Here is a 26,149-nt window from a genome sequence, read left to right as displayed (position 1 = left end):
CGACCCCGCACGTCACCCGGCCGCAATCCGGACCGATAGCGGCGCGATTCACCGCGCCCGCCGAAGCGTTTTCCGGGGCCGGTCGAACAAGATACATTTTCAAAACATTGTTCAAATCGGCACGGATACCGCGCACCCTGTGAGATAGCCCACAAATAAGTGGCGGAATGCGGCCGTGCGGATGGCCCGGCGGGGCGGCGGGCGTCCCTTGGGCCGGGCCGCGGCGGGCCGTCCCGGCGCGTGCGCCCGTCGCGGGTACGGTCCCGGTGCGCCGCGGCCGCCTCGTCCAGCTCGCGGCGGCGGTTTCGCGCGCGCTTGTCAACGGGCTGACAAACGGGGTGCCGGACGGTGCGGGCGGCTGAGTGTCGCGGATCACGCCGGGTGCCTACGTTGGGACGACCGGCGGCCGGACCGTCCGGAGTACGAACGCTTTCGCAGTGCGCGGGAGGTGGCGAGGTGACCGCGGCATTCGAGGACGCGCCCGCCGTATCACCGGTCCTGGCGGGCCTGACGGAGGAGCCGTGGCGCGACGTCCCGGCGGAGGAGGCCCGCTGGATGCGGCCCCGCCTGCCGGACCTGCTCGGCGTGATGGTCGCGGGCGTGCTGCGGCACGTCCCCGAGTACGACCGGCCGGGCGACGCGGCCTACTGGCGGGTCGCCGAGGCCGCGGTCGCGCAGGCCATGGAGCACTTCGTGCAGGTGATCGCCGATCCGGACACCTCGTGGAAGGAGGTGTACCAGGTCTTCTTCGACGTCGGCTACGGCGAGGCCGTCGAGGGGCGCGGCCTGGAGCACCTGCAGAACGCGATGCGGGTCGGGTCGCGGATCGCCTGGCGGCACCTGGCGGTCGAGGCCGAGCGGCTCGGCCGCCCCCGCGCGCTGATCACCCTGCTCGCGGAGGCGAACTTCGCCTACCTGGACGCGCTCGCGTCCGCCGCCGCGCACGGCTACGCGCGCGCCCGGGAGAAGGCGGCCGGGGAGCGCGAGCAGCGCCGGGGCCGGCTGCTGTCCCTGCTGCTGTCGGACCCGCCGGCGCCGCCGGAGGTCGCCCGCGAGCAGTCGGCCCGGGCCGGCTGGCCGCTGCCGCGCCGGCTGGCGGTGATCGTGCTGCGGCCGCGGCCCGGCAGCGGCGGCGAGGGCCCGGCCGGGCTGCCGCCGTCCCTGCTGACCGGGCTGGACCACGGCCGGCCCTGCCTGATCATGCCCGACCCGGACGGCCCGGGCCGGGTCGAGGAGCTGGCCGCGACGCTCGCCGGCTGGACCGGCGCGATCGGCCCGTCCGTCCCGGTGGAGGAGGCGGGGACGTCGCTGCTGTGGGCGCGGCGCGCGCTCGACCTCGCCCCGGCCGCGCCCCGGCGGGCGGGCGCCGCCGCCGCCCGCGGCGGGCGGGCACGGCGCGGCGGGGTGCTGGTGCGGGCCGAGGAGCACCTGCCGAGCCTGCTGCTGCGCGAGGGCGGTTCGCTCGCCGCGATCGTGGCGGCCCGGCGGCTGGCCCCGCTGGACGGGGCGGGCGCGCGGCAGGGGCTGCGGCTCGCCGTGACGCTGCTGGAGTGCATGAAGCACGGCTTCAACGCCACCGGCGCCGCCGAGGTGCTGTGCGTGCACCCGCAGACCGTCCGGTACCGGCTGGCGCAGCTCCACGGGATGTTCGGCTTCGACATCGAGGACCCGGAGATCCGGCTGGAGATGATGCTCCTGCTGCACACCTGGATCCAGCGCCACGGCGGCTGAGCGGCCTCCTTCCCCGCCGTTCTTCCGCCGTCCTCCTCCCCGTGTCCCATCCATGACGGAGCCCCGGATCCGCTACGGTCGGGGGCGCCGCGCAGGCGAGGGGCGCCGCGCGGCGAGGGGAAGGAAGACACAGAGCACATGGCCGAGAAGGTCATTCGCGTGGACGACATCGACGGCTCCGAAGGGAGCGATGTCGTAAAGCGAGACTTCGAAGTCTTGGGTCGGACGTTCACGATCGACCTGAGCGATGACAACTACAAGCGGCTGAACGAGATGCTGGACGCCCTCGCGCCCTTCATCGAGAACGCCGCGGAGGTGAAGCCCGCCGGGAAGGGCCGCAAGTCCCGCACCGCGAAGATCAAGGGCTACACGAACGGCGATGTCCGCGAGTGGGCATTGCGTCAGGACATCGAAGTCTCCGAACGTGGCAAGATATCGGATGAGGTCTATGCTGCATTCATCGAGGCACATCCGGACGCGAAGCCGGACGCATAGCTAGAGGGAGTCCCCGCATGGCACAGAAGGTCGAAGTCCTTCTCGTCGACGACATCGACGGTGGAGAGGCTGACGAGACCGTCAGCTTTTCCCTCGATGGGACGTCTTATGAGATCGACCTGAGCAAGAAGAACGCCGCCAAGCTGCGCAACGGCCTGGAGCCGTTCGTGGCCAGCGCCCGCAAGGCGCGCAAGACCACCGGCCGCGCCGGCCGCGGCTCGCGCACCGCGGGCAGCCGCGAGCGCTCCGCCGAGATTCGCGAGTGGGCGAAGAACCACGGCATCAAGGTCAATGAGCGGGGCCGTATCCCCGCCAATGTGATCGAGCAGTACGAGGCCGCGCACTAGCGGCACCGCGGCCGGCGGCGTTCCGGCACGGCACGCAGGGGCCGGGGTGGAATTCTCACCACCTCGGCCCCTTGGCTGCGCACCGGGCAAAACGCTATTAGGGGATAATGCCGGTAATAACACAAGACATCGCAATAGGCTGCCGGCGGGCGACGGCAGATTGGGGGCGGACCGGTTGGCACCTGTGACGCGGCGGGAGCGCATCCGGTACTGGTTCGACCGGACGATGTCGAAGGGGACGCCCGCGCTCATCGGCTGGCTCGGACTGGCCTCGGTGGCGCTGGTGCTCGTGGTGGCGACCGCGGCGGTCGTCCTCGCGCCGGGCGACACCGACGAGAACGGCGACTGGCCCGGCATGGTGTGGCGCAGCCTGCTGCGCACGCTCGACCCGGGCACCATGGGCGACGACACCGGGACGGGCCCGTTCCTGGCGCTGATGCTGACCTCCACCGTCGGCGGCATCTTCATCGTCAGCTCGCTGATCGGCGTGCTCACCACCGGCCTCGAGGCCAAGATCGGCGAGCTGCGCAAGGGCCGGTCGCGGATCGTCGAGCACGACCACACCGTGCTGCTCGGCTGGTCGGACCAGGTCTTCACCGTGGTCGCCGAGCTGGTCGAGGCCAACCAGAGCAAGCGCAGGTCGTGCGTGGCGATCCTGGCCGACCGCGACAAGGTCGAGATGGAGGACGCGATCCGCGCCCGGGTCGGCGACCTCGGCCGCACCCGGATCGTGTGCCGCACCGGCAACCCGCTGAAGGTCGCCGACGTGGAGCTGGTCAGCCCCGGCACCGCGCGGTCCATCCTCATCGTCACCCCGGAGGTCGCCGACGCCGACACCCGGGTCATCAAGGTCCTGCTGACGCTCGGCGCCCGCACCTGGGGGCGGCGCCGCCCGCACGTCGTCGCCGCCGTGCACGACTCGGCGAACCTGCCCGCCGCCCGCCTCGCCGGCGGCGAGCGCGCGCACGTCATCGACGCCGACGACGTCGCGATCCGGCTCATCGTGCAGTCGCACCGCCAGTCCGGCCTGTCGCAGGTCTGCACCGAGCTGCTGGACTTCGCCGGCCACGAGTTCTATATGCGGCCCGAGCCGGCGCTCGCCGGCACGCCGTTCGGGGAGGCGCTGGCGGCCTACGACCTCGGCGTCCCCGGCGGGCTGCGGCGCGCCGACGGGACCGTGCTGCTCAACCCGCCGATGGACACCGTGATCCGCGCCGACGACGAGATCATCGTGCTGGCCGAGGACGACCTGCTGATCCGGCTGTCCGCCGGGCCGCCCCCGCCGGTGCGGGAGGAGGCGATCAGCACGGCCGTCGCGCGGGACCCGGTGCCCGAGCGGACACTGATGCTCGGCTGGAACCACCGCGCCCCGAAGATCATCGAGCTGCTGGACGAGTTCCTCGCGCCCGGTTCGGAGCTGGTCGTCGCGGCGCCGCGGGAGGACCCGACCGGGCGGCTGGCCGAGCCCGCCAACCTCAAGGTCGGCTTCGTCCGGGCCGAGCCGACCGAGCGGCCGTCCCTGGAGTCCCTCGACGTCGGCGGGTACCAGAAGGTCATCGTGCTGTCGGACGCGGGCCACGACCCCGACACCGCCGACGCCCGCACCCTCGTCACCCTGCTGCACCTGCGCGACATGGAGGACGCCCTCGGCGACCCCGACACCCCGGGCGGCGACCCGTTCGCGATCGTCAGCGAGATGCACGACGACGCCAACCGCGAGATCGCGCAGGTCACCAAAGCCGACGACTTCGTGGTCAGCGAGAAGCTGATCAGCCTCATGCTGACCCAGCTGAGCGAGAACCGGCACCTGTACGACGTGTTCGTCGACCTGCTCGACCCGGCCGGCTCGGAGATCTACCTCAAGCCCGCCTGCGACTACCTCGTGCCGGGCGCGGCGGCCGACTTCGCGACGCTGATCGAGTCGGCGCGGCGGCGCGGGGAGGTCGCGCTCGGCTACCGGCTCACCGCGCGGTTCCACGAGCCGCCCGGCTACGGCGTGGTGCTCAACCCGGACAAGGCGGCGCCGCTCACCCTGGCCGCCGACGACCGCGTCATCGTGCTGGCGGAGAACTGACCCCGGCGCCCCCCGCCGGCGGGACGGGGCCGCGCCCGGCGCGCACCGCGCCGGGGCCGCCCGCGCGCAGCGCCCGCTCGGCGCGCCGGGCGTCCGCGGCCATGCCGCGGACCTCCGCCGCACCCAGCTCGTCCGCGGCGGTGCCGGCGAGCAGGTCCCGGTAGCGGGCGTTCTGCTCCGGCAGGCCGCGCAGCACCAGCGCCTCGTGGTAGGCGTCGTCGGCCTCGGCGGCGCGGCGGGCGTAGTCCTCCAGCGCCTCGACCCGCCCGGTGACCGACCGCACCGACAGCGCGAGCGCGCGGTCCTGCGGCTCCAGCAGCTCCCGGACGCGCGGCGAGAGCCGCTCCGGCTGCTGGCCGAGGCGCTCGCGGCGCAGCCTGGTGTGCTCGGCGAGGGCGTCCGCGATGGCCCATTCCTGCCGCGGCAGGACGACCGCGTTGTTGATGTCGTCCAGCAGCCCGGCGCCGTTCGCCCGCGACGCGAGCACGGCGTCGACGGCCCGCTGGGCGCGCACGAGCAGCCCCGCGGCGGGCCGGTCGAAGTCGGCGGGCAGCAGGTAGGAGCCGTGGTGCTCGCGGGCGGCGCGCGCGGCGGGCGGCTCCCCCACGTGCCGCAGCGCGGCGGCGACCCAGCCGGCGAAGCTGACGGCGGCGAGCACGGCGGCGGCCTGCACCTGGCCGAGGAGCAGCAGGACGACCTGCAGCGCCGGCGTGAGCATCATGGCGAGGACGGGCAGTCTGCCCCACCGCCCCGCGCCGCCGGGCAGCTCCTCGTCGTCGAGCGAGTCGAGGAAGCAGAGCCGCAGCCAGCCGCCCGGCAGCACGCCGTAGAAGACGGCGAACGCCGGGATCCACACCAGCCGCGCCACGATCCTGGCGGCGCTCGGCCGCGGCGGCGGGGGCGCGGGCAGGCTCGCCGGGACGAGCCGTTCGGGCGCGGCGGCGAGCAGCGCGCGGGCCTCGGTGCCGAGGGCCGGGTCGAACACCGGGCGGGGGCGGGCTTCTCCGGTCATCGTCACTTCCCTCCCTGCTGTCCCGGGATCCGGACGGCCCCGGCTAGTCCTGCAGCTCCGCCCAGACCTCCCGGTCGCGCTCCGCCGTCCAGACGCGGGGGCGCTCGACGCCGTCCAGCTCGTCCCAGAGCCGGGCGACGTCGAAGGGCAGGCAGTGCTCGAAGATCGGCCAGTGGCCGTAGGCGGGCCCGAGGGCGGCGCGGACCGCGGTGAACGCGTCCTTGCGGGTGCCGCCGTCCCGCCGGACCCGGCCGACCTCCGCCAGCATCACGGCGAGGAAGTCGCGGGTCTGCGCGACCGCGGCGCGGGCGGCGTCCCGGCCGTGCGCGACGGCGCCGCGCCCGCCGACGAGGGTCTCGGCGCCGAAGGAGTCGACGTGGTCGAGGGTGCCGGCGGCCCACGCGCGGTGGAAGGCGTCGCCGGTGTAGAGCGCCGCCTGCGTCTCGACGAGGTCGCCGGCGAACAGGATCCGGTGCCGGGGCAGCCACGCGACGATGTCGCCCTCGGTGTGCCCGCGCCCGCAGTAGGCGAGGTCGAGGTCGCCGCGGCCGCCGCCGAGGTCGATGGTCAGGGTGCCGGTGAACGTCACCGACGGCCAGGTGAGGCCGGGGATGCCGTCCGGGTCCTTGAACAGCCGGGGCATCCGGCCGAGCTCGGAGGCCCAGTCCTGCTCGCCGCGCTCGGCGATCAGCGCGCGGGTCAGGTCGTGCGCGATCACCACCTGGGCGCCGAAGGCGCTCGCGCCGAGCGTCCGGACGGCGTGGTAGTGCGAGAGCACCAGGTAGCGGACGGGCTTGTCGGTGTGCTCGCGTAACACCGCGAGCCAGTCGCGGGCGGCGGCCGGCGTGGCGAGCGCCTCGAAGCAGACCAGGAAGTCCTCGCCCTCGACGGCGCCGACGTTCGGGTCCCCCTCGGCGGTCAGCGCGTACACGCCGTCGGCCAGGACCTCCAGCGTCGGGGTCTTGTCGCCCAGGTCTGCGGACGACGCGAACGGTCTGGGCATCGGCCCCCCTCGCACTCGTGGCCGCGGCTCGCGCCCCTGCGGGCCCCGGGCCGGCTTCGCCCGTGCATGGGTTCATTCCACGCAGAGCGGTCGATAACCGTCCGGGAATGGGGAGAGACGGCGTCCCGCCGGGGTAAGGAAGATCGTGGACGACGGGCGCCGGACGGCGGCGCGGCGGAGGGAGGGCCGGGTGAACGGCGCGCTCGGGCTGCTGGCGGTGCTGCTGCTGACGGCCGCGACCGGCTACTTCGTCGCGCAGGAGTTCGCGTTCGTCACCGCCGACCGGCCCGTGCTCGCCCAGCGGGCGGCCGAGGGCGACCGGGCGTCGGCGCGGGCCCTGCGGGTGATGGGCCGGCTGTCGTTCATGCTGTCCGGGGCGCAGCTCGGCATCACGGTGACCGCGCTGGTCGTCGGATTCATCGCCAAGCCCGCGCTGGCCGACCTGCTCGCCCCGGCGCTGCGCGCGGCCGCGGTGCCGGACGCGGCCGTCGGCGGCGTCGCGGTGGCGGTCGGCTTCGCCGTCGCCACCGTGATCCAGATGGTGCTGGGCGAGCTGTTCCCCAAGAACCTGGCGCTGGCGCGGGCGGAGCCGCTGGCCCGCGCGCTCGCCGCGTCCACCCTCGTCTACCTGGCGGCGGCGGGCCCGCTGATCAGGCTGTTCGACGCGTCGGCGAACCGGCTCGTGCGCGCGGTCGGCATCGAGCCGGTGGAGGAACTGCACCACGGCGCGACGCTGGAGGAGCTCGGCCACATCATCGGCGAGTCCGGGGAGCAGCTGCCGGCGGGGCAGGTCGATCTGCTGGAGCGGGCGCTGGTCTTCTCCGAGCGCGACGCCGAGGAGGTCATGGTGCCGCGGGTGGACGTGGTGACCGTGCCGGCGTCCGCGCGCGCCGCCGAGCTGAGCGACGTCGTCTCGGCGAGCGGGCACACCCGGTACCCCGTCCTCGGCGAGGGCGTGGACGACGTCGTCGGCGTGGTCGGGCTGGCGGAGCTGATCACGCTCGACCCGCAGGAGGCCGCGCGCGTCCGGGTCGCGGAGATCGCGCGGCCGCCGGTGCTGCTGCCGTCGTCGCTGCCGCTGCCGGAGGTGGTGCTGCGGCTGCAGGGCGCGGCCGAGCCGATGGCCTGCGTGATGGACGAGTACGGCGGCTTCGCCGGCATCGTCACCTGGGAGGACGTCGCCGAGGAGCTGGTCGGGGAGATCGCCGACGAGAACGAGCCGGGCGAGGAGCTCGCGATCCGGACCGGCGAGTGGTGGACGACCGACGCCGGGCTGCGGATGGACGAGGTCGCCCACGAGACCGGCATCGCGCTGCCGGAGGGCGACTACGAGACCGTGGCGGGGCTGCTGCTGAAGCGGCTCGGCCGGGTCGCGCGGCCCGGCGACGTGGTGCGGGTGGACCTCCCGCCGACCCGGCTGGACGAGCCGCCCCGCACCGCGGTCGTCGAGGTGCTGACGGTCCACCGGCACGTGCCCGAGCTGATCCGCGTCCGCACCGTCGAGACCGCCGTGGAGGACCGGTGAACCTCGCCCTGGGCGCGCCGGTCACGCTGGCGCTGCTGGCCGCCAACGGCTTCTTCGTCGCCACCGAGTTCGCGCTGGTGGCGGCGCGGCGGCCGCGGCTGGAGCGGGCCGCCGCGCGCGGCGGGCGGGCGGCGGGCGCGGCGGTCGCCGGGATCGACGAGCTGTCGCTGACGCTCGCCGGCGCGCAGCTCGGCATCACGATGTGCTCGCTCGGCCTCGGCCTGGTGTCCGAGCCGGTGTTCGCGGGGGCGCTCACCCCGCTGTTCCACTCCGCCGGGCTGCCGGAGGGCGCCGCGCACGCGGTCGCGTTCGTGCTGGCCCTGGCGCTGGTGACGTTCCTGCACATGGTCGTCGGCGAGATGGCGCCGAAGTCGTGGGCGATCGCCGACCCGGAGCGCTCCGCGACCGTGCTGGCCCTGCCGTTCCGCGCGTTCGCGACCGTCGCGCGGCCGCTGCTGGCGGCGCTGAACGGCGCGACGAACCTGCTGCTGCGCGCGGTGGGCGTCCGGCCCGCCGACTCGCGGGAGGTGTCGCGCACGCCGGAGCAGCTGCGCAGCATCGCCGAGGAGTCGCGGCGGCTCGGGCTGATCGAGGAGGGCGAGCTGACCCTGCTCACGACCGCGCTGGACGCGCCGCGCGCCCCGCTGGCCGGGCTCGTCGTGCCGGTGTCGGAGATCGTGTCGGTGCCGGCGGCCGCGTCCCCGCAGGAGGTCGTGGACGCCGCCGCCCGCAGCGGCCACACGCGCCTCATGCTGCGCGGCACCGGCCGGCCGGGCGCCGCCCGCATGGTGCACGTCCGCGACGCCTACCTGGCCCGTGCGCGGGGCGCCGCGACGCCGGCCGGGCGGCTGGCGCACCCGGTCCCGGCGATGCCGGTCGGGACGCCGGTCGGCGAGGCCGTGGCGATCCTGAAGTCCCACCACAGCCACCTCGGCCTGGCCGTCGACCCGGACGGCGGCATCGCGGGCCTGGTCAGCCTGGACGACCTGCTGACCACGCTGCTGACCGTCCGCTGAACCCCCCAAGCGCGTCAACATCGGTTGACATGCACCCCGATGTCAACCTAGATTGACGCCATGAGCGATGGAGTGACACTCGCCCAGGAGGCGAGCAGCCGGGACCCGGCGGTGGGGCTGCGGGCCGTGCGGGCGCTGCGCGAGCTGGCCGAGCGGCTGGAGGCGCTGCAGGTCGCCAGCGCCCGCGACCAGGGCTGGTCCTGGCAGGACATCGCGGTCTGCCTCGGCGTGAGCCGGCAGGCCGTCCACAAGAAGCACGGCGGCGGCCGCCGCCTTCCCTTCCCGGCGAAGCCGGGCGGGGGCCGCGGGGGGTCGTCGCCCCTCGACACGACACAGAAGGAGCAGTGAGGGATGTTCGAGCGTTTCACCGACGGCGCGCGGGCGGCGGTCACGGGCGCCCAGGTGCAGGCACGGGCCCTCGGCGCGCCCTTCATCGGCACCGAGCACCTGCTGCTGGCGATCGCCGACGGCGGCGACGCCATGGCGTCGCTGCTGGCCGGGCACGGGCTCACGGCCGAGAGCCTGCGCGCCCGCCTCGCCGGGATGGGCCGCACACCGCTGGACGCCGACGCGCTGAAGAGCATCGGCATCGACCTGGACGCCGTCCGCGCGGCGACGGAGGCGAGCTTCGGCGAGGGCGCGCTGGACTCGCCCGCCGAGGGCCGGCGCGGTGACAAGGGGCACCTCAGGTTCACCCCGCGGGCCAAGAAGTCGCTGGAGCTGAGCCTGCGGCACGCGATCCGGCTCAAGCAGCGGCGCATCGGGAGCGGGCACATCCTGCTCGGCGTGCTGCACGACAAGGAGTTCACGGCCGCGCGGCTGGTCGGCGAGGCGGGCGTGGACGTCGGCGAGCTGCGCGCCGGCGTCGAGCGGGCGCTCACCGCCCGGGCCGCCTGATCAGCGCCCGAACGGGCCGGAGAGGGCGGCGACGCAGGCGGCCCTGCGGCGCGGGTCGCCGGGAAACCGCCGGCGGCACTCGGAGGTGACCCAGGACGGCGTGGCCGGGCGCGCGGTCCGCGGCTTGCGCGCCTTGTGCTTCGGGTGCCGCGCGGGCGGGTGGGGGCGCGCCTTGCGGGGCGCGGGGCGCGGGACGGCCGAGCGGGGGCGCGGCCGCTTCGGGACGGCCCGGCCCGGAGCCCGCTTCCCGCGCTCCCGCGCGGTGGCCGCCTTGCTCGGCGGGCTGGGCTCCGGCACCGGCGGGAGCACCACGGCCGGGCGCGTGGACGGCGGGCGCGTGGACGGCGGCCGGGTGGCGGCGTCCGGCACGACCGTGCGGGCCGGCGACGCCGGCCCCGCCCCCGAGCCGACCGCGAAGAAGCCCGCCCCGAGGGCGAGCGCGGCGACGGCGACGGGCAGCCACGGCGTCCGGAGCATCCGGCGCCGCACGGGCGGGCTCGGCTCGCCCCGGGTGAACCCGGCGGGCGGGAGGCTGGAGGAGAGGCGCACCCAACGATGGTCACGCTGGGCGGTCGTCCGGACACGGAGAATCGCCCCGACCGTTGCCGGCTTGATACACACTCCAGCCCCGCACATGGTCGTCCGGTGAAGAAAGGGCGGGGCTAGCCGGTCTGGACGACGGTGAAGCGGCGCAGGGCGAGAGCCGGGTTCTTGGCCCGGACGGCGGCGATCCGCTCCGCCGAGACCTCGCCGGACACGGTGCCCGGGTCCTCCCCCAGCCCGGCCGCGACCACGCCCATCGGGTCGACGATCATGCTGTTGCCGGCGCCCGTCGGGGCGCACTGGCCGGCGGCGGCGACGTAGACGGTGTTCTCGATCGCGCGGGCCCGGACCAGCGTCCGCCAGTGGTCCTCCTTCAGCGGCCCCGGCACCCAGTCGGCCGGCAGCGCCAGGACGTCGGCGCCCGCGTCCACGATCCGCCGCGTCACCTCCGGGAACCGGACGTCGTAGCAGGTCTGCATGCCGAACGTGACGCCGTCCACGGTGAAGGTCTCCGGCTCGCCGATGTCGCCCGGCCGGACCAGCGCCGACTCCTGGTACCCGAACGCGTCGTACAGGTGCAGCTTGCGGTACTCGGCCACGATTCCCCCGCCGGGGCCGATGGCCACGAGCGTGTTGGAGATGCGTGACGCCGAGCGGAGCTCGTCCGCTGAACGGCGGTGGGCGGGGGCTGGAGGACGGTCCGGGGCGTCCAGCCGCTCGTTGACGCCCGCGACCAGGTGGACGCCGTGCCGCCGGGCCAGCTCACCGAGCCCGGCGACGAACGGGCCGTCGAGGGGCTCGGCCGAGTCGACGAACCGGTCGTCCAGTTTCGGCGCCGTGAACATGGCGAACTCGGGGAACACCACGACCTTCGCGCCGTGCCCGGCGGCCTCGGCGGCGAGCCCGCCGATCGCCGCGAGGTTCTCGTCCTTGTTGACGCCGGGCGCGAACTGCGCCACCGCCACCCGCACCATCCGCTGCCTCCCCTACATCCGGTCGACGCCGGTCACCCGGATCACGGCCTCGCCCTCCTGGTCGGAGCCCGCGAGGTCGACCTCGGCGCTGACGCCCCAGTCGTGATGCCCCTCCGGGTCGTCGAACACCTGCCGGACCCGCCACAGCGCGTCCTCCGGCACCTCCTCGATCCGCAGCAGCTTCGGCCCGCGCGCGTCGGCGCCGGTGAGCAGCTCGTCGTGCTCGGCGAAGTAGCCGTCCATGGCCTCGGCCCACGCGGCCGCGCCGAAGTCGGGGTCGAGGTCGCCGAGCTCGCCGTAGCGCTCCAGCGCCGCCAGCTCCACCCGCCGGAACAGCGCGTTGCGCACCAGCACCCGGAACGCCCGCGCGTTCGCGGTCACCTTCGTGACGCGCTCCTCGATCGGCTGCTCCAGGTCGCCCTCGTCGGCGGGGTTCGCGAGCTGCTCCCACTCGTCCAGCAGGCTGGAGTCGACCTGCCGGACCAGCTCGCCGAGCCACTCGATCAGGTCGATCAGGTCATCGCTCTTGATCGACTCCGGGACGGTCTGCTGCAGCGCCTTGTACGCCCCCGACAGGTACCGCAGCACCAGGCCCTCGGCCCGCGCCAGCTCGTAGAACCCGATGTACTCGGTGAACGTCATCGCGCGCTCGTACATGTCGCGGACGACCGACTTCGGGCGCAGCGGATGGTCGCCGACCCACGGGTGCCCGGCCCGGTAGATCTCGTAGGCGGCGTCGAGCTCGTCCTCCAGCGGCTTCGGGTGGTCGACGTCCTGGAGCAGCTCCATCCGCTCCTCGTACTCGATGCCCTCGGCCTTCATCTCCTGGACGGCCTCGCCCCGCGCCTTGTTGACCTGCGCCGCGAGGATCTGCCGGGGGTCGTCCAGCGTCGCCTCGATCACCGACAGGACGTCCAGGGCGTAGGACGGCGACGCCGGGTCGAGCACCTCGAACGCGGCCAGCGCGAACGTCGACAGCGCCTGGTTGAGCGCGAAGTCCTCCTGGAGGTCCACGGTGACGCGCGCGTACCGGCCGAGCTCGTCGGGCTCGGGCAGCACCTCCACGACCCCGCCCGCCAGCAGCGACCGGTAGATCGCGATGGCCCGCGAGATGTGCCGGCGGCGCGCCGCCGGCTCCTCGTGGTTGTCGGTCAGCAGCCGCTTCATCGCCTGGAACGCGTTGCCCGGCCGCGCGATCACCGACAGCAGCATCGCGTGGCTGACCTGGAACCGGGACCGGAGCATCTCCGGCTCGGCCTCCTGCAGCTTGGCGAAGACGTCCTCGTCCCAGCCGACGAACCCCTCGGGCGGCTTCTTGCGCTGCACCTTGCGCCGCTTCTTCGGGTCGTCGCCCGCCTTGGCGAGGGCCTTCTCGTTCTCGACGACGTGCTCGGGCGCCTGCGCGACGACGAACCCGACCGTGTCGAACCCGGCGCGGCCCGCCCGCCCGGCGATCTGGTGGAACTCCCGCGCCCGCAGCCGCCGCACCCGGTGCCCGTCGTACTTGCTCAGCGCGGTGAACACCACGGTCCGGATCGGGACGTTCACCCCGACGCCGAGGGTGTCGGTGCCGCAGATGACCTTCAGCAGCCCGGCCTGCGCGAGCCGCTCCACCAGCCGGCGGTACTTCGGCAGCATCCCGGCGTGGTGCACCCCGATCCCGTGCCGGACGAACCGCGACAGGTTCCGCCCGAACTTGGTGGTGAACCGGAAGTTGCCGATCAGCTCGGCGATGCGCGCCTTCTCGGCCTTGGTGGACACGTTGATGCTCATCAGCGCCTGCGCCCGCTCGATCGCCGCCGCCTGCGTGAAGTGCACCAGGTAGATCGGCGCCTTCTGCTCGGCCAGCAGCTCCTCGATCGTCTCGTGCAGCGGCGTCACCCGGTAGTCGTAGATCAGCGGGACGGGCCGCTCCGCCGAGGTCACCAGCGCCGTCGGCCGGCCCGTCCGCCGGGTGAGGTCCTTCTGGAAGAACGCGACGTCGCCGAGCGTCGCCGACATCAGCAGGAACTGCGCCTGCGGCAGCTCCAGCAGCGGGATCTGCCACGCCCAGCCCCGCTCGGGCTCGGCGTAGAAGTGGAACTCGTCCATCACCACCACGCCGATGTCGGCGTCGGCGCCGTCCCGCAGCGCGATGTTGGCCAGCACCTCCGCCGTGCAGCACACGATCGGCGCGTCCGCGTTGACGCTGGCGTCGCCGGTCATCATCCCGACGTTCTCGCGGCCGAACATCTCGCACAGGTCGAAGAACTTCTCCGAGACCAGCGCCTTGATCGGCGCGGTGTAGAACCCGACCTGCTCCTTGCCGAGCGCCGCGAACAGCGCCCCCGCCGCGACCAGGCTCTTGCCCGACCCGGTCGGGGTCGACAGGATCACGTTCGCGCCGGACACCACCTCGATGAGCGCCTCCTCCTGCGCCGGATACAAGGTGATCCCGCGCCCCGACACCCACCGCTCGAAGGCCTCGAACAGCGAATCGGCGTCGGTCTCGTTTCCGGAGGGAAGCTCATCGATAAGGCTCACCCCTCCATCCTGCCCCCGATCACCCACTGCCCGTGCCGGTGGGCGCCCCGCGCTCACACCAGCGCGTGGCCGTACGCGGCCGCGAGGGGCTTGAGATCGGGTTCGCTGTACAGCGCGCGCATCTCCTGGAAGGCCTCCGCCTTGCCCGCGCCGAACCGCCGCACATGGACGGCGTAGGTGCCGGCCGACACGAAGACCGGCGGATTGGTCTTGCTGTGGAACTTGTCGGCGTACATCACCAGCCGCTCCTCGCCGGTCTCGGCGACGTAGTCGCCCGCGGGCAGCGGGAGCCCCTGCCGCCGGATGTCGTCGCGGGTCAGCCCCATGCCGGTGTGGCGGGAGCAGAACCGGCGGATCGCCTCGGGGTGGCCCTCGTCGCGCAGCAGCTCGTGCCCGAGCACCCCGTGCCGGACGTACCCCTTGACGTCGATCCCCCCTGCGGCGTCGTAGAGCCGGTACACCCCGATGTCGTGCAGCAGGCACCCGGCGCGCACCAGGTCCGCGTCGACGCCGAACCGGCCGCCCGCCATGATCCGCTCGGCGATCTCGCACACGATCGCGCAGTGCGTCCAGACGAGCTCGAACGCCTCCCGCCCCGGCGCGTGCCGCTCGTGCAGCGCCCGGATCTCCGCGTCGCTCGGTACCCGCATCCCGCAAGCCTAGGGCGGCTCGCGCGCCGGGCCGGGCGCGCGAGCCGGCTGGTGGCGGTCAGGCGGGGGTCTCGGTGCGGTCGCCGCCCCAGAGGGTGTGGAAGGAGCCGTCGCGGTCGACGCGGCGGTAGGTGTGGGCGCCGAAGAAGTCGCGCTGGCCCTGGGTGAGCGCGGCCGGCAGGCGGTCGGCGCGCAGCGAGTCGTAGTAGGCCAGCGCGGTGGAGAAGCCGGGCGCGGGGACGCCGAGGCGGGCGGCGGTGGCGACGACGTCGCGCCAGGCGTCCTGCGCGTCGCCGACGGCCGCGGCGAAGTGGTCGTCGGTGAGCAGCGTCGGCGTGTGCGGGTCGGCCTCGTAGGCGGCGCGGATGCGGTCCAGGAACTCGGCCCGGATGATGCAGCCGCCGCGCCAGATGGTGGCCATCGCGCCGAGGTCGATGTCCCAGCCGTACTCGGCGCTGCCCGCCTGGATCTCGTGGAAGCCCTGCGCGTACGCGACGATCTTGGACGCGTAGAGCGCCTTCTCGACGGCGTCGGCGAAGCCGGCGCCCGCGGCGGCGGTCCGGGACGGGCCCGGCAGGCCCTGGGCGGCCTCGCGCAGCGCGGCGTGGCCGGAGACGGAGCGGGCGAACACGGCCTCGGCGATGCCGCCGACCGGGACGCCGAGGTCGAGCGCCGTCTGGACCGTCCAGCGGCCGGTGCCCTTCTGCTCGGCCTGGTCCAGCACGACGTCGACGAACGGGCGGCCGGTGGCCGCGTCGGTGTGCGCGAGGACCTCGGCGGTGATCTCGATGAGGTAGGAGTCGAGGCGGCCGGCGTTCCAGGTGCGGAAGACCTCGGCGATCTCGGCGGGCGCGAGCCCGGCGGCGTGCCGGAGCAGGTCGTAGGACTCGGCGATCAGCTGCATGTCGGCGTACTCGATGCCGTTGTGCACCATCTTCACGAAGTGCCCGGCGCCGTCGGGGCCGACGTGGGTGCAGCAGGGCGTGCCGTCCACCTTGGCGGAGATGTCCTCCAGCAGGGGGCCGAGGGCGGCGTAGGACTCGGCGGAGCCGCCCGGCATGATGCTCGGGCCGTGCAGCGCGCCCTCCTCGCCGCCGGAGATCCCGGTGCCGACGAAGTGCAGGCCGCGCTCGCGGAGGGCGGCCTCGCGGCGGCGCGTGTCGAGGAAGTTGGCGTTGCCGCCGTCCACGATCATGTCGCCGGGCTCCAGCAGCGGCGCGAACTCGTCGATGACCGCGTCGGTCGGGGCGCCCGCCTTCACCATGATCACCAGCCGCCGGGGCCGCTCCAGCGACGCGACGAACCGCTCCGGCGTGTCGGCCGGCAGGAACACCCCCTCGTCGCCGAACTCCTCGACGAGCGCCTTCGTCCGGCTCGGCGTGCGGTTGTGGACGGCGACGGCGTGCCCGTGCCGGGCGAGGTTGCGGGCCAGGTTCCGGCCCATCACCGCCAGGCCGGTGACCCCGATTCGCGCCTTCTGCATTGGCTCACTCCTCCTCGTGTGCGACCCTGACCAAGGGGTTGTACGCGGGGCATGATCCCTCTGTTCGAGTGCCGGGCCGGTGTGCCCGGGCTCGGCGCGGGAACGGGTCGCGCGGTACTGATCATCGTCAACCTTCACTTCGATGGTGACATTCCAGGGGGTGCGGATGCTGGGACTGCCGGACGAGGCGACGGCGTGTCTCTTCGATCTCGACGGGGTGCTGACCCGGACGGCGTCCGTCCACGCGGCGGCGTGGAAGGAGATGTTCGACGGGTACTTGCGGGAACGTTCCGAACGGACGGGCGAGCCGTTCACCGAGTTCGACCCCGTGCACGACTACGGCCGCTACGTCGACGGCAAGAAGCGCGAGGACGGGACGCGTTCGTTCCTGGAGTCGCGGGGCATCACCCTCCCGGAGGGCGATCCCGGCGACCCGCCGGAGAAGGAGACGGTCCGCGGCCTCGGCAACCGCAAGAACGCGCTGGTGCTGAAGCTCATCGAGGAGAAGGGCGTCGAGACGTTCGACGGGTCGATCGACTACGTCCGCGCGGCGCGCGCGGCCGGGCTGAGGACGGCGGTGGTGTCGTCGAGCGCCAACACCGTCCAGGTGCTGGCGACGGTCGGCATCGCCGGCCTGTTCGACGCGCGGGTGGACGGCGTCGTCGCCGCCGAGCGGCACCTGCCCGGCAAGCCGGCCCCGGACATGTTCCTGGAGGGCGCGCGGGAGCTGGGCGTCGCGGCGGACCGGGCGGTGGTGTTCGAGGACGCGCTCGCGGGCGTCCAGGCGGGCCGGGCCGGCGGGTTCGCCTACGTCGTGGGAGTCAACCGGGTGGGCGACGCGCACGGGAAGGCGCTGGCCGAGCACGGCGCCGACGTGGTGGTCGACGACCTCTCCGAGCTGCTGGAGGGCGAGTGACGGAGCTGAAGGGGCAGAGCGCCGCCGACCGGCCGGTGTTCATGGTGGAGCCGTGGTGCGTGCGCGAACCGGAGCTCCGGCTGGACCGGCTCGCCCAGGGCGAGTCGGTGTTCGCGCTGTCCAACGGCCATCTCGGCATGCGCGCCAACCTCGACGAGGGCGAGCCGCACGGGCTGCCGGGCACGTACCTGAACTCGTTCTACGAGCAGCGCCCGCTGCCGCACGCCGAGACCGCCTACGGGTATCCGGAGTCGGGGCAGACGGTCATCAACGTCACCAACGGCAAGGTGATCCGGCTGCTGGTGGACGACGAGCCGCTCGACGTCCGCTACGGCCGCGTCCACCACCACGAGCGGGTGCTGGACATGCGCGAGGGCACGCTGACCCGGCAGGTGGAGTGGACGTCCCCCGCCGACAAGACGATCAGGGTCACCTCGGTGCGGCTGGTGTCGCTGACGCAGCGGGCGATCGCGGCGATCTGCTACGAGGTCGAGCCGGTGGACGGCTCGGTCCGGGTGGTCGCCCAGTCGGAGCTGGTGGCCAACGAGGCGCTGCCCGGCGGCGGCAAGGACCCGCGCTCCTCGGCGATCCTGGACAGCCCCCTCGTCAGCGAGGAGCACTTCGCCAACGGCACGAAGGTGCTGCTGCTGCACCGGACGCGGCGCAGCGGGCTGCGGATGGGCGCCGGCATGTCGCACGACATCGAGGGCCCGGAGTCGATGCGGGTGGAGACCGAGAGCGCGCCCGACGTGGGCCGGCTGACGGTCGCGACCCGGCTGGAGCCGGGCCAGAAGCTGCGCATCGTCAAGTACATCGCCTACGGCTGGTCGAGCCGCCGGTCCCGGCCCGCGCTGCACGACCAGGTGGTCGGGGCGCTGGCGGGCGCGCGGCAGACCGGCTGGGAGGGCCTGCTCGCCGAGCAGCGCGCCTACCTCGACGAGTTCTGGGAGGGCGCGGACGTCGAGGTCGAGGGCGACGCGGAGATCCAGCAGGCGGTCCGGTTCGGGCTGTTCCACATCCTCCAGGCGGGCGCGCGCGCGGAGCGCCGCATGATCCCGGCCAAGGGGCTGACGGGCCCCGGCTACGACGGCCACGCGTTCTGGGACACCGAGACGTTCGTGCTGCCCGTGCTGACCTACACGTCCGCCGGCGCGGCGGCGGACGCGCTCGCCTGGCGGCACATGACGCTGCCGCTGGCCTGCGAGCGCGCCCGGCAGCTCGGCCTGCACGGCGCGACGTTCCCGTGGCGGACGATCCGCGGCCAGGAGTGCTCGGGCTACTGGCCCGCGGGGACGGCGGCGTTCCATATCAACGCCGATATCTCCGACGCCATCGTCCGGTACGTGGACGCGACGCGCGACGAGCAGTTCGAGCGGGAGGTCGGCCTCGACATCCTGGTGCAGACGGCGCGGCTGTGGCGCAGCCTCGGCCACCACGACGTCGGCGGCGTGTTCCGCATCGACGGCGTCACCGGCCCGGACGAGTACAGCGCGGTCGTCGACAACAACGTCTACACCAACCTGATGGCGCGCCGGAACCTCCAGGAGGCCGCCGAGATGGCGATGCGCCATCCGGACGTGGCCGACCGGCTCGGCGTGAACGCCGAGGAGGCCGCGTCGTGGCGGGACGCGGCGGCGGCCATGCTGATCCCCTACGACGACCGGCTCGGCGTCCACCCGCAGAGCGAGAGCTTCACCAACCACGCCCGGTGGGACTTCGCGTCCACCAAGCCCGACCACTACCCGCTGCTGCTGAACTACCCGTACTTCGACCTGTACCGCAAGCAGGTCGTCAAGCAGGCCGACCTCGTGCTCGCCCTGCACCTGTGCGGCGAGGCGTTCACCGCCGAGCAGAAGGAGCGCGACTTCGCCTACTACGAGGGGCTGACCGTCCGCGACTCCTCGCTGTCGGCGCAGACGCAGGCGGTCGTCGCGGCCGAGGTCGGGCAGCTGGAGCTGGCGCACGACTACCTCGGCGAGACCGCCCTGATGGACCTGCACGACCTGAACCGCAACACCCGCGACGGGCTGCACATCGCGTCGATGGCGGGGGCGTGGAGCGGGCTCGTCGCCGGGTTCGGCGGGATGCGGGCCGGCAAGGGCGAGCTGAAGTTCGCGCCGCGGCTGCCGGGCGGGATCAGCCGGCTGACGTTCCGGATGCGCTACCGCGGCAACCTGGTCAAGGTCGGGGTGACCGCGGAGGAGGCCCGCTACGAGCTGCTGGACGGCCCGGGCCTGCCGCTGTGGCACCACGGCGAGCGGTTCACGCTGGGCGACGAGGCGGTGGAGCTGCCGATCGAGCCGGTCGCGGCGCGCCCGGCGCCGACCCAGCCGGCCGGCCGCGAGCCGGCGCCGCGCCGCTTCGACCCGCACGTCCGCGCGCAGCGCCGCCGCTAGCCGGCGGCCGGGCCGCTCCCCGGGACGCTCTCGGGGACGCAGGGCGCCGCGCACTCCGGGGGCGGCCCGTCCGGCGCGCACTCCGCCGCGTCCGAGGGCGCGGCGGGGGCGTCCGAAGGCGTGTCGGGGGCGGGGGCGTCGGGGGCGGGGGCCGCCTGCCCGGCGAGCAGCCGGCGCGGCCCCGGGCCCTCGTCGCCGAGCCGGTCGTAGGGGTTGGCGAGGGCGCACTTCTTCAGCGACAGGCAGCCGCAGCCGATGCAGTCGGTGAGGTCGTCGCGGAGCCGTTCGAGCTGGCGGATGCGGGTGTCGAGCTCGCCGCGCCACCGCTCGGAGAGCCGCGCCCAGTCGGCGACGGTCGGGGTGCGCTCCTCGGGGAGGGTGGCGAGCGCGTCGCGGATGTCGCCGAGCGGGATCCCGACGCGCTGCGACACCTTGATGAACGAGACCCGGCGGAGGGCGTCGCGGCTGAACCGGCGCTGGTTGCCGGCCGTCCGGCGGCTGCTGATCAGGCCCTTGGACTCGTAGAAGTGCAGCGCCGAGACTGCCACGCCGCTCCGCTCGGCGAGCTGCCCGACGGTCAGTTCGTGCACTCGGTGCTCCAGCCGCGTCATGGCCCGCATCCTATGCGACCTCAACCGAGGTTCAGGTTCCCGGCCGGCGGCGCGGCGGCCGGCGCGCGGTCAGCGCGGATGGGGCGCGCGCGCCCCGCCCGTCCGCGCGGCGGTCCGGCCGAGCCGCCGGAGCCGGAACGCGGCGCCGAGCATGGCGGCGCCGGACATGATCGCCAGGAGCCCGATCAGCCAGACCACGGCGATCGCCCCGGAGACCGGCCAGGCGAACAGCAGGATGCCGAACAGCAGCGAGATCGCCCCGGTCAGCACGTACGCCCATTCGCCGCGCAGTTCCCGGCGCAGCGCCACCGCGACGATGATCTCCAGCAGGCCGGTCGCGACCGCCCACGCGGCGATCAGCATCAGCAGCACGAACGCGGTGATGCCCGGCCACACCAGCGCCACGATGCCGAGCACGATCCCGGCGACCCCGGACACCGCCAGCAGGCCGCGCGGGCCGCCGGTGGTGCCGCGGAACGCCTGCGCCACCGCGACGACGCCGTCCGCCAGCGCGTACGCGCCGAACAGCAGCACCAGCGCGAACACGGTGATGCCGGGCCAGGCCAGCGCGACGATGCCGAACAGGATCGCGAACGCGCCGCGCACCGCCAGCACCCACCAGTGGCGCGTCATGAGGTCGAACATGCGGGGCCTCCCGGGTCGGAACTTCTCCCAGTGCTAGCCCGTGCGCGGTCCGAACAGCGCCAAGGCCGGTCGCGGACTGCGTAAAGTCCGCGACCGGCCCGGGTGTCACGCGTGCGGCGTCCTGCGGGTCAGTGCTCCAGGCGGCGCACCAGGTCGTTGTACTCGTCCCACAGCGGCTGCGGCAGGTGGTCGCCGAACTTCTCGAAGAACTCCGGTACGAGCGCGGCCTCCTGCTTCCACACCTCGGTGTCGACCGTCAGGAGCGTCTCCAGGTCGGCGTCGCCGATGGTGAGGCCGTCGGTGTCGAGCGCCTCCCTGGTCGGCAGGTGGCCGATCGGGGACTTGGCGGCGTCGGCCTTGCCGTTGAGCCGCTCGACGATCCACTTCAGCACGCGGCTGTTCTCGCCGAAGCCCGGCCAGATGAACTTGCCGTCGGCGTTCTTGCGGAACCAGTTGACGTAGTAGATGCGGGGCAGCTTCTCCGGGTCGGTGGCCTTGCCGATGTCGAGCCAGTGGCCGAAGTAGTCGCCCATGTTGTAGCCGCAGAACGGCAGCATCGCGAACGGGTCGCGGCGCAACTCGCCGACGGCGCCCTCGGCGGCGGCGGTCTTCTCGGACGCGATGTTGGCGCCGAGGAACACGCCCTGCTGCCAGTCGAAGGACTCGGTGACGAGCGGGACGGCGGAGGCGCGGCGGCCGCCGAACAGGATCGCCGAGATCGGGACGCCCTTCGGGTCCTCCCACTCGTCGGCGATGATCGGGCACTGCCCGGCCGGGGTGGTGAAGCGGGCGTTCGGGTGGGCGGCCGGGGTCTCGGACTCCGGCGTCCAGTCGTTGCCCTTCCAGTCGGTCAGGTGCGCGGGCGGCTCGTCGGTGAGGCCCTCCCACCACACGTCGCCGTCGTCGGTGAGCGCGACGTTGGTGAAGATGCTGTTGCCCCACAGGGTCTTCACGGCGTTGGCGTTGGTGCTCTCGCCGGTGCCGGGCGCGACGCCGAAGAACCCGGCCTCCGGGTTGATCGCGTAGAGCCGGCCGTCGTCGCCGAACCGCATCCAGGCGATGTCGTCGCCGATGGTCTCGACCTTCCAGCCCGGGATGGTCGGCTCCAGCATGGCGAGGTTGGTCTTGCCGCACGCCGACGGGAACGCGGCGGCGACGTAGCGGGTCTCGCCGGCGGGCGGGGTCAGCTTCAGGACGAGCATGTGCTCGGCCATCCAGCCCTCGTCGCGGGCCATCGTGGAGGCGATGCGCAGCGCGTAGCACTTCTTGCCCAGCAGGGCGTTGCCGCCGTAGCCGGACCCGTACGACCAGATCTCCCGGGTCTCGGGGAAGTGGGTGATGTACTTGGTGGAGCTGCAGGGCCACTTGACGTCCGCCTGGCCGGGCTCCAGCGGCGCGCCGACCGAGTGGACGGCCTTGACGAAGGAGCCGCGCTCCTCGATGAGCCGCAGCGCGCCCGCGCCCATCCGCGTCATGACCTTCATCGAGACGGCGACGTAGGCGGAGTCGGTGATCTCGACGCCGAGCTGGGAGATGGTGCCGCCGAGCGGGCCCATGCAGAAGGGCACCACGTACATGGTGCGGCCCTTCATGCAGCCCTCGAAGAGCCCGTTCAGGGTCTCCTTCATCTCGGCGGGCGCGATCCAGTTGTTGGTGGGACCGGCGTCCTCCTGCTTCTCGGAGCAGATGAACGTGCGGTCCTCGACGCGGGCGACATCGGTGGGGTCGGACGCGGCGTGGAAGCTGTTCGGCCGTTTGGCCGGGTCGAGGCGGGTCAGCGTGCCCTGGTCGACGAGGAGGCCGGTGAGCCGCTCCCACTCCTCGTCCGAACCGTCGCACCACTCGACGCGGTCCGGCCTGGTCAGCTCGGCGATCCCGCGCACCCACTCAATCAGTTCGGTGTGGCCGGTTGGGGCCTGGTCGAGGCCGGGGACCTGGATGGACACGGGCTACTCCTTCAGCTGTTCGCAGGATCTTTGCATGATGAACAAGACCCGACGTTTTTGCCATTTGGTCTGGACCAATCCCGTCCGCTTTTCTGGGGCTATGCCCGCTTTGTGATTGTTCTCACGCGGAACCGGGCGTGATGCCCGCCACCTCGCCGAACCTCCGCGCGGGCCGCCTCAAGCTGGGTAAACGTGGGTCTCGGTGGCCTTGACGGCGGCCCACACCGCGGTGCCCTCCGACAATTCGAGTTCCGCGACGGCGGCCGGAGTCACGTCCGCGACGGCGTCGAAAGGCGGCCCGGACAGGCGCACCCTGACCCGGTCCCCGTGCCGTTCGACCGCGGCCACGCGGGCGCGCCACAGGTTGCGGGGGCTGCCGTCCGGGCGCGTCCGGTACAGCGCCACCGCGGACGGCGCGAAGGCGACGAAGACCTCACCGCCGGGTGAGTCCACCGTGTCCAGGGTGGCGCCGCCGTCGCCGATCGCGACGGTCCCGCCCTCGGCCCGCCCCCGGTACAGGTTCAGCCCGACGAGCCGGGCCACGTAGTCGGTGCGGGGACGGCGCGCGACGTCCGCGGGCGCGCCCTCCTGGACGAGCCGCCCGTCCTCGACCACCGCGATGCGGTCGGCCAGCACCATCGCGTCCAGCGGGTCGTGGGTGACGAGCACCGCCGCGCCCGCGAACCCCGCCAGGTGGCGGCGCAGCGCGGCCCGGATCTCCAGCCGCGTGTGGGCGTCCAGGGCGGCGAGCGGCTCGTCCAGCAGGAGCAGGCCCGGGTCGACGGCCAGCGCGCGGGCGAGCGCGACCCGCTGCGCCTGCCCGCCCGACAGCGTGCGCGGGCGCGCCTGGGCGTACTCAGCCAGCCCCACCCGCTCCAGCCAGCCGGCGGCGGCGCGGCGCGCGGCGCGGCGGGTCAGGCCCCGGCAGCGCGGCCCGAACGCGACGTTCTCCAGCACGCTGAGGTGCGGGAACAGCAGGTAGTCCTGGAAGACCATGCCGATGCGGCGGCGGTCCGGGGGCAGCGGGCGCAGGTCCTCGCCGTCCACGCGGACGTGGCCGTCCGCCATCGGGACGAGCCCGGCCAGCGCGCGCAGCGCGGTGCTCTTCCCGGCGCCGTTCGGGCCGAGCAGCGCCACGACCTCGCCCGGCGCGGCGGCGAGCGGCAGGTCGAGGTCGAACGCCGCCCGGCGCACCACGAGCCGCGCGTCCAGCCCCGCCGCCGCCCGCCGAGGGGGGACGGCCCCCCGCACCCCCCGGTCCGCTTCGCTCATGTGGCGCTCCCCACCCAGCGGTCCCGCAGCGCCGCCAGGACGATCACCGACACCGCCAGCAGGACGAGGCTGAGCACGATCGCGGCCTGCGGGTCGGTCTCCAGCGCCAGGTAGACCGCGAGCGGCATCGTCTGCGTCCGGCCCGGGAAGTTGCCCGCGAAGGTGATCGTCGCGCCGAACTCCCCCAGCGCCCGCGCCCAGCACAGCACCGCGCCCGCCGCCACGCCGGGCGCGACGAGCGGCAGGGTGACCCGGCGGAACACCGTCCAGCGGCCGGCGCCGAGCGTGGCGGCGGCCTCCTCGTAGCGCAGGTCGGCGGCGCGCAGCGCGCCCTCCACGCTGATCACCAGGAACGGCATCGCGACGAACGTCTCGGCCAGCACGACGCCCGCGGTGGTGAACGGGAACGTGATCCCGAACGCCTCGTCCAGCCAGCCGCCGACCAGCCCGCGCCGCCCGAGGACGAGCAGCAGCGCGACGCCGCCGACGACCGGCGGCAGCACCAGCGGGACCGTCACCAGCGCCCGGACGAGCCGGACGCCGGGGAACCGGACGCGGGCCAGCGTCCAGGCCAGCGGGACCCCGAGCAGCACGCACAGGCAGGTGGCGAGGGTGGCGCTGAGCAGCGACAGGCGCAGCGCGTCCAGCACCTGGGGCTCGGCGAGCCGGGTGCCGAGCGTCGACCACGGCGCCCGGACGAGCAGCCCGAGCAGCGGCAGCACCAGGAACGCCAGCCCGGCGAGCGCGGGCAGCAGCAGGACCCACGGCGGCCTGCCCGGCGGCCGGTCGGCCTCCCCCACCGGCCTCACGGCGCCTCGAAGCCCGCCCCGGCCAGTGCCGCCCGCCCCCGCTCCCCGAGCACGAGCGCGATGAACTCCTTGGCGAGGGCGGCGTTCGGGGCCTCGGCGACCTCGGCGATCGGGTAGTCGTTGACGGCCCTCGCCGCCTCCGCGAACTCGATGGCCCGGACCCTGCCGCCCGCGGCCCTGGCGTCGGTGCGGTAGACGAGCCCGGCGTCGGCCTCGCCCAGCCCGACCTTGGTGAGGACGGCCTTGACGTCCTTCTCCCGCGACACCGGCCGCACCTCGACCCCGGCGGCGCCGAGCGCGGTCTTCGCGGCGGACCCGCACGGCACCTGCACGGCGCACAGGACGACCTTCAGCCCCGGCTCCGCCAGGTCGCCGACCGCGGCCACCTTGCCGGGGTTGTCCGCGGGGACGGCGATGACCAGGCGGTTGCGGGTGAAGACCCGGGGCGTCCCGGCGGCGTCGCCGGCGTCGGTGACCGTCTTCATCGTGGCCGGGTTCGCGGACGCGAACACGTCCGCCGGCGCGCCCTGCGTGATCTGCTGCGCGAGCGTCGAACTGCCGCCGAAGTTGAACCGCACCGTCGCGCCCCGGTGCGCCGACTCGAACTCCTTGCCGAGCGCGGTGAACGCCTCGGTCAGCGAGGCCGCCGCGAAGACCGTCAGCGTTCCGCCGCCGCCCTTCCCGCCGCCGCCCGTCCCGGACGGGCCCTCCTCGACGTCCCCGCAGCCCGCCAGGGCCACGAGCAGGAGGGCCGCGGCCGGCAGCGCCTTCTTGATCATGATGCTCCCGGTTCCGCGACCTCGACCACGACGTTGGTCGACTTCACCACCGCCTCGGCGACCACGCCGACCCGGAGGCCGAGGTCGTCGGCGGCCTCGCGGCTCATCAGCGACACGACCCGGAACGGGCCCGCCTGGATCTCCACCTGCGCCATCACGCCGTCCCGGACGACGTCGGTGACGATCCCCCGCAACCGGTTGCGGGCCGAGGAGAACCGCTCCGGCTGGTCGGGCGGCGCGGCCCCGCGCGCCTGGTCCCGCACGAAGGCGGCCAGCTCGGCGCCCGGCACGCGCCGGTGGCCGTGCTCGTCCCGGGAGGCGGGGAGCCGCCCGCCGTCCACCCAGCGGCGGACCGTGTCCGCGCTGACGCCGAGCAGCGCCGCCGCCTCGCTGATCCTGAACGTGGTCACGGGCGCAGCTTAGCCAACCGCAGATACGAGGGGAAGGACGCCATACGTCCGGATGATGCGGCCTGTATCGCCTTTTATGGCTCGCATCTGCG

The 26,149-nt window shown here is 74.0% G+C and carries 23 protein-coding genes and 1 pseudogene; 10 read left to right on the top strand and 14 right to left on the bottom strand.

Going from position 1 to position 26,149, the window contains the following annotated elements:
• Positions 1-456 precede the first annotated feature (456 nt).
• From HUT06_RS16630 to HUT06_RS16615, 4 genes are all read left to right on the top strand, one after another.
• Positions 457-1,731: a CdaR family transcriptional regulator gene (locus HUT06_RS16630; RefSeq protein ID WP_254715221.1), complete on the top strand. Its 1,275-nt coding sequence runs from the start codon at positions 457-459 to the stop codon at positions 1,729-1,731.
• A gap of 138 nt (positions 1,732-1,869) precedes the next feature.
• Entirely contained in the window at positions 1,870-2,226 is a 357-nt protein-coding gene (locus tag HUT06_RS16625; RefSeq protein WP_138636841.1) for an Lsr2 family protein, read from the top strand.
• A gap of 17 nt (positions 2,227-2,243) precedes the next feature.
• Positions 2,244-2,573, top strand: a complete 330-nt coding sequence (locus HUT06_RS16620; RefSeq protein WP_138636842.1) for an Lsr2 family protein — start codon at positions 2,244-2,246, stop codon at positions 2,571-2,573.
• Positions 2,574-2,757: 184 nt separating this feature from the next.
• Complete coding sequence (locus HUT06_RS16615) at positions 2,758-4,647, top strand: potassium transporter TrkA (RefSeq protein WP_368407029.1); 1,890 nt, start codon at positions 2,758-2,760, stop codon at positions 4,645-4,647.
• Here HUT06_RS16615 and HUT06_RS16610 read toward each other — a convergent pair.
• Both HUT06_RS16610 and HUT06_RS16605 read right to left on the bottom strand, forming a co-directional pair.
• Positions 4,625-5,659 carry a hypothetical protein gene (locus HUT06_RS16610; RefSeq protein WP_176196567.1) on the bottom strand — a complete coding sequence of 345 codons (1,035 nt, stop codon included), beginning with the start codon at positions 5,657-5,659 and terminating at the stop codon, positions 4,625-4,627. The two genes, HUT06_RS16615 and HUT06_RS16610, sit on opposite strands and share 23 nt — an antisense overlap.
• 43 nt (positions 5,660-5,702) lie before the next feature.
• On the bottom strand, positions 5,703-6,662 hold the full coding sequence (locus HUT06_RS16605; RefSeq protein WP_176196566.1) for an MBL fold metallo-hydrolase: 960 nt from the start codon (positions 6,660-6,662) through the stop codon (positions 5,703-5,705).
• 145 nt (positions 6,663-6,807) lie between these two features.
• On the opposite strand from HUT06_RS16605, the gene HUT06_RS16600 reads away from it, so the two are divergent.
• Genes HUT06_RS16600 through HUT06_RS16585 form a run of 4 tightly spaced genes read left to right on the top strand, consistent with a single transcriptional unit; the run spans position 6,808 to position 10,100 of the window.
• Positions 6,808-8,187, top strand: a complete 1,380-nt coding sequence (locus HUT06_RS16600; RefSeq protein WP_254715219.1) for a hemolysin family protein — start codon at positions 6,808-6,810, stop codon at positions 8,185-8,187.
• On the top strand, positions 8,184-9,203 hold the full coding sequence (locus tag HUT06_RS16595) for a hemolysin family protein (protein ID WP_176196565.1): 1,020 nt from the start codon (positions 8,184-8,186) through the stop codon (positions 9,201-9,203). The genes HUT06_RS16600 and HUT06_RS16595 overlap by 4 nt, the downstream gene beginning before the upstream one ends.
• Positions 9,204-9,263: 60 nt before the next feature.
• Complete coding sequence (locus HUT06_RS16590; protein WP_254715218.1) at positions 9,264-9,551, top strand: RNA polymerase subunit sigma-70; 288 nt, start codon at positions 9,264-9,266, stop codon at positions 9,549-9,551.
• A gap of 3 nt (positions 9,552-9,554) precedes the next feature.
• Positions 9,555-10,100, top strand: a complete 546-nt coding sequence (locus HUT06_RS16585) for a Clp protease N-terminal domain-containing protein (protein ID WP_176196564.1) — start codon at positions 9,555-9,557, stop codon at positions 10,098-10,100.
• Here the strand turns inward: HUT06_RS16585 and HUT06_RS16580 are convergent, their stop codons facing one another.
• The 5 genes from HUT06_RS16580 to gndA form a co-directional block, all read right to left on the bottom strand.
• On the bottom strand, positions 10,101-10,649 hold the full coding sequence (locus HUT06_RS16580; protein WP_176196563.1) for a hypothetical protein: 549 nt from the start codon (positions 10,647-10,649) through the stop codon (positions 10,101-10,103).
• 113 nt (positions 10,650-10,762) lie between these two features.
• A complete protein-coding gene (locus HUT06_RS16575; RefSeq protein ID WP_176196562.1) occupies positions 10,763-11,617 on the bottom strand; it encodes a carbon-nitrogen hydrolase family protein in 855 nt (284 codons plus the stop codon).
• A 12-nt stretch (positions 11,618-11,629) separates the two neighbouring features.
• Positions 11,630-14,140 carry an RNA helicase gene (locus HUT06_RS16570; protein WP_176196561.1) on the bottom strand — a complete coding sequence of 837 codons (2,511 nt, stop codon included), beginning with the start codon at positions 14,138-14,140 and terminating at the stop codon, positions 11,630-11,632.
• 53 nt (positions 14,141-14,193) lie between these two features.
• Positions 14,194-14,790: an HD domain-containing protein gene (locus HUT06_RS16565; protein WP_176196560.1), complete on the bottom strand. Its 597-nt coding sequence runs from the start codon at positions 14,788-14,790 to the stop codon at positions 14,194-14,196.
• A gap of 58 nt (positions 14,791-14,848) precedes the next feature.
• A complete protein-coding gene (gndA, locus tag HUT06_RS16560) occupies positions 14,849-16,273 on the bottom strand; it encodes an NADP-dependent phosphogluconate dehydrogenase (RefSeq protein ID WP_176196559.1) in 1,425 nt (474 codons plus the stop codon).
• A gap of 142 nt (positions 16,274-16,415) precedes the next feature.
• On the opposite strand from gndA, the gene HUT06_RS16555 reads away from it, so the two are divergent.
• Positions 16,416-17,189 (top strand): HAD family phosphatase, encoded by a 774-nt coding sequence (locus tag HUT06_RS16555; RefSeq protein WP_254715217.1) that lies wholly within the window; start codon positions 16,416-16,418, stop codon positions 17,187-17,189.
• The gene (locus HUT06_RS16550; RefSeq protein WP_254715216.1) at positions 17,186-19,585 is read left to right on the top strand and encodes a glycosyl hydrolase family 65 protein; all 2,400 of its coding nucleotides are present in this window, start codon (positions 17,186-17,188) and stop codon (positions 19,583-19,585) included. The genes HUT06_RS16555 and HUT06_RS16550 overlap by 4 nt, the downstream gene beginning before the upstream one ends.
• Positions 19,586-19,749: 164 nt before the next feature.
• Here the strand turns inward: HUT06_RS16550 and soxR are convergent.
• The 7 genes and pseudogenes from soxR to HUT06_RS16515 form a co-directional block, all read right to left on the bottom strand.
• Positions 19,750-20,205: pseudogene (soxR, locus tag HUT06_RS16545) on the bottom strand (redox-sensitive transcriptional activator SoxR); the annotation flags it as partial.
• Positions 20,206-20,265: 60 nt separating this feature from the next.
• A complete protein-coding gene (locus HUT06_RS16540; protein ID WP_176196557.1) occupies positions 20,266-20,841 on the bottom strand; it encodes an HdeD family acid-resistance protein in 576 nt (191 codons plus the stop codon).
• A 128-nt stretch (positions 20,842-20,969) separates the two neighbouring features.
• On the bottom strand, positions 20,970-22,787 hold the full coding sequence (locus HUT06_RS16535) for a phosphoenolpyruvate carboxykinase (GTP) (protein ID WP_176196556.1): 1,818 nt from the start codon (positions 22,785-22,787) through the stop codon (positions 20,970-20,972).
• A 177-nt stretch (positions 22,788-22,964) separates the two neighbouring features.
• Positions 22,965-24,059 (bottom strand): ABC transporter ATP-binding protein, encoded by a 1,095-nt coding sequence (locus HUT06_RS16530; protein WP_176196555.1) that lies wholly within the window; start codon positions 24,057-24,059, stop codon positions 22,965-22,967.
• Positions 24,056-24,868 carry an ABC transporter permease gene (locus tag HUT06_RS16525; protein WP_176196554.1) on the bottom strand — a complete coding sequence of 271 codons (813 nt, stop codon included), beginning with the start codon at positions 24,866-24,868 and terminating at the stop codon, positions 24,056-24,058. Before HUT06_RS16525 ends, HUT06_RS16530 begins: the two co-directional genes overlap by 4 nt.
• Positions 24,865-25,647 (bottom strand): molybdate ABC transporter substrate-binding protein, encoded by a 783-nt coding sequence (gene modA, locus HUT06_RS16520; RefSeq protein WP_176196553.1) that lies wholly within the window; start codon positions 25,645-25,647, stop codon positions 24,865-24,867. Before modA ends, HUT06_RS16525 begins: the two co-directional genes overlap by 4 nt.
• Positions 25,644-26,057: a molybdopterin-binding protein gene (locus tag HUT06_RS16515; protein WP_176196552.1), complete on the bottom strand. Its 414-nt coding sequence runs from the start codon at positions 26,055-26,057 to the stop codon at positions 25,644-25,646. Before HUT06_RS16515 ends, modA begins: the two co-directional genes overlap by 4 nt.
• Positions 26,058-26,149 lie beyond the last annotated feature (92 nt).

Origin of the sequence: Actinomadura sp. NAK00032, from assembly GCF_013364275.1 — a bacterium.
Taxonomy (GTDB): domain Bacteria; phylum Actinomycetota; class Actinomycetes; order Streptosporangiales; family Streptosporangiaceae; genus Spirillospora.
Note: the sequence above shows the minus strand (reverse complement) of the source record. Positions and strands in the feature narration are given on the sequence as shown.

Excerpts from the sequence above, each read along its gene's own strand:
- HUT06_RS16625 (WP_138636841.1), top strand. The coding sequence starts at position 1,870 with ATGGCCGAGAAGGTCATTCGCGTGGACGACATCGACGGCTCCGAAGGG.
- HUT06_RS16620 (WP_138636842.1), top strand. The coding sequence starts at position 2,244 with ATGGCACAGAAGGTCGAAGTCCTTCTCGTCGACGACATCGACGGTGGA.
- HUT06_RS16610 (WP_176196567.1), bottom strand. The coding sequence starts at position 5,659 with ATGACCGGAGAAGCCCGCCCCCGCCCGGTGTTCGACCCGGCCCTCGGC.
- HUT06_RS16605 (WP_176196566.1), bottom strand. The coding sequence starts at position 6,662 with ATGCCCAGACCGTTCGCGTCGTCCGCAGACCTGGGCGACAAGACCCCG.
- HUT06_RS16590 (WP_254715218.1), top strand. The coding sequence starts at position 9,264 with ATGAGCGATGGAGTGACACTCGCCCAGGAGGCGAGCAGCCGGGACCCG.
- HUT06_RS16585 (WP_176196564.1), top strand. The coding sequence starts at position 9,555 with ATGTTCGAGCGTTTCACCGACGGCGCGCGGGCGGCGGTCACGGGCGCC.
- HUT06_RS16575 (WP_176196562.1), bottom strand. The coding sequence starts at position 11,617 with ATGGTGCGGGTGGCGGTGGCGCAGTTCGCGCCCGGCGTCAACAAGGAC.
- HUT06_RS16565 (WP_176196560.1), bottom strand. The coding sequence starts at position 14,790 with ATGCGGGTACCGAGCGACGCGGAGATCCGGGCGCTGCACGAGCGGCAC.
- gndA (WP_176196559.1), bottom strand. The coding sequence starts at position 16,273 with ATGCAGAAGGCGCGAATCGGGGTCACCGGCCTGGCGGTGATGGGCCGG.
- HUT06_RS16555 (WP_254715217.1), top strand. The coding sequence starts at position 16,416 with ATGGTGACATTCCAGGGGGTGCGGATGCTGGGACTGCCGGACGAGGCG.
- HUT06_RS16540 (WP_176196557.1), bottom strand. The coding sequence starts at position 20,841 with ATGTTCGACCTCATGACGCGCCACTGGTGGGTGCTGGCGGTGCGCGGC.
- HUT06_RS16530 (WP_176196555.1), bottom strand. The coding sequence starts at position 24,059 with ATGAGCGAAGCGGACCGGGGGGTGCGGGGGGCCGTCCCCCCTCGGCGG.
- modA (WP_176196553.1), bottom strand. The coding sequence starts at position 25,647 with ATGATCAAGAAGGCGCTGCCGGCCGCGGCCCTCCTGCTCGTGGCCCTG.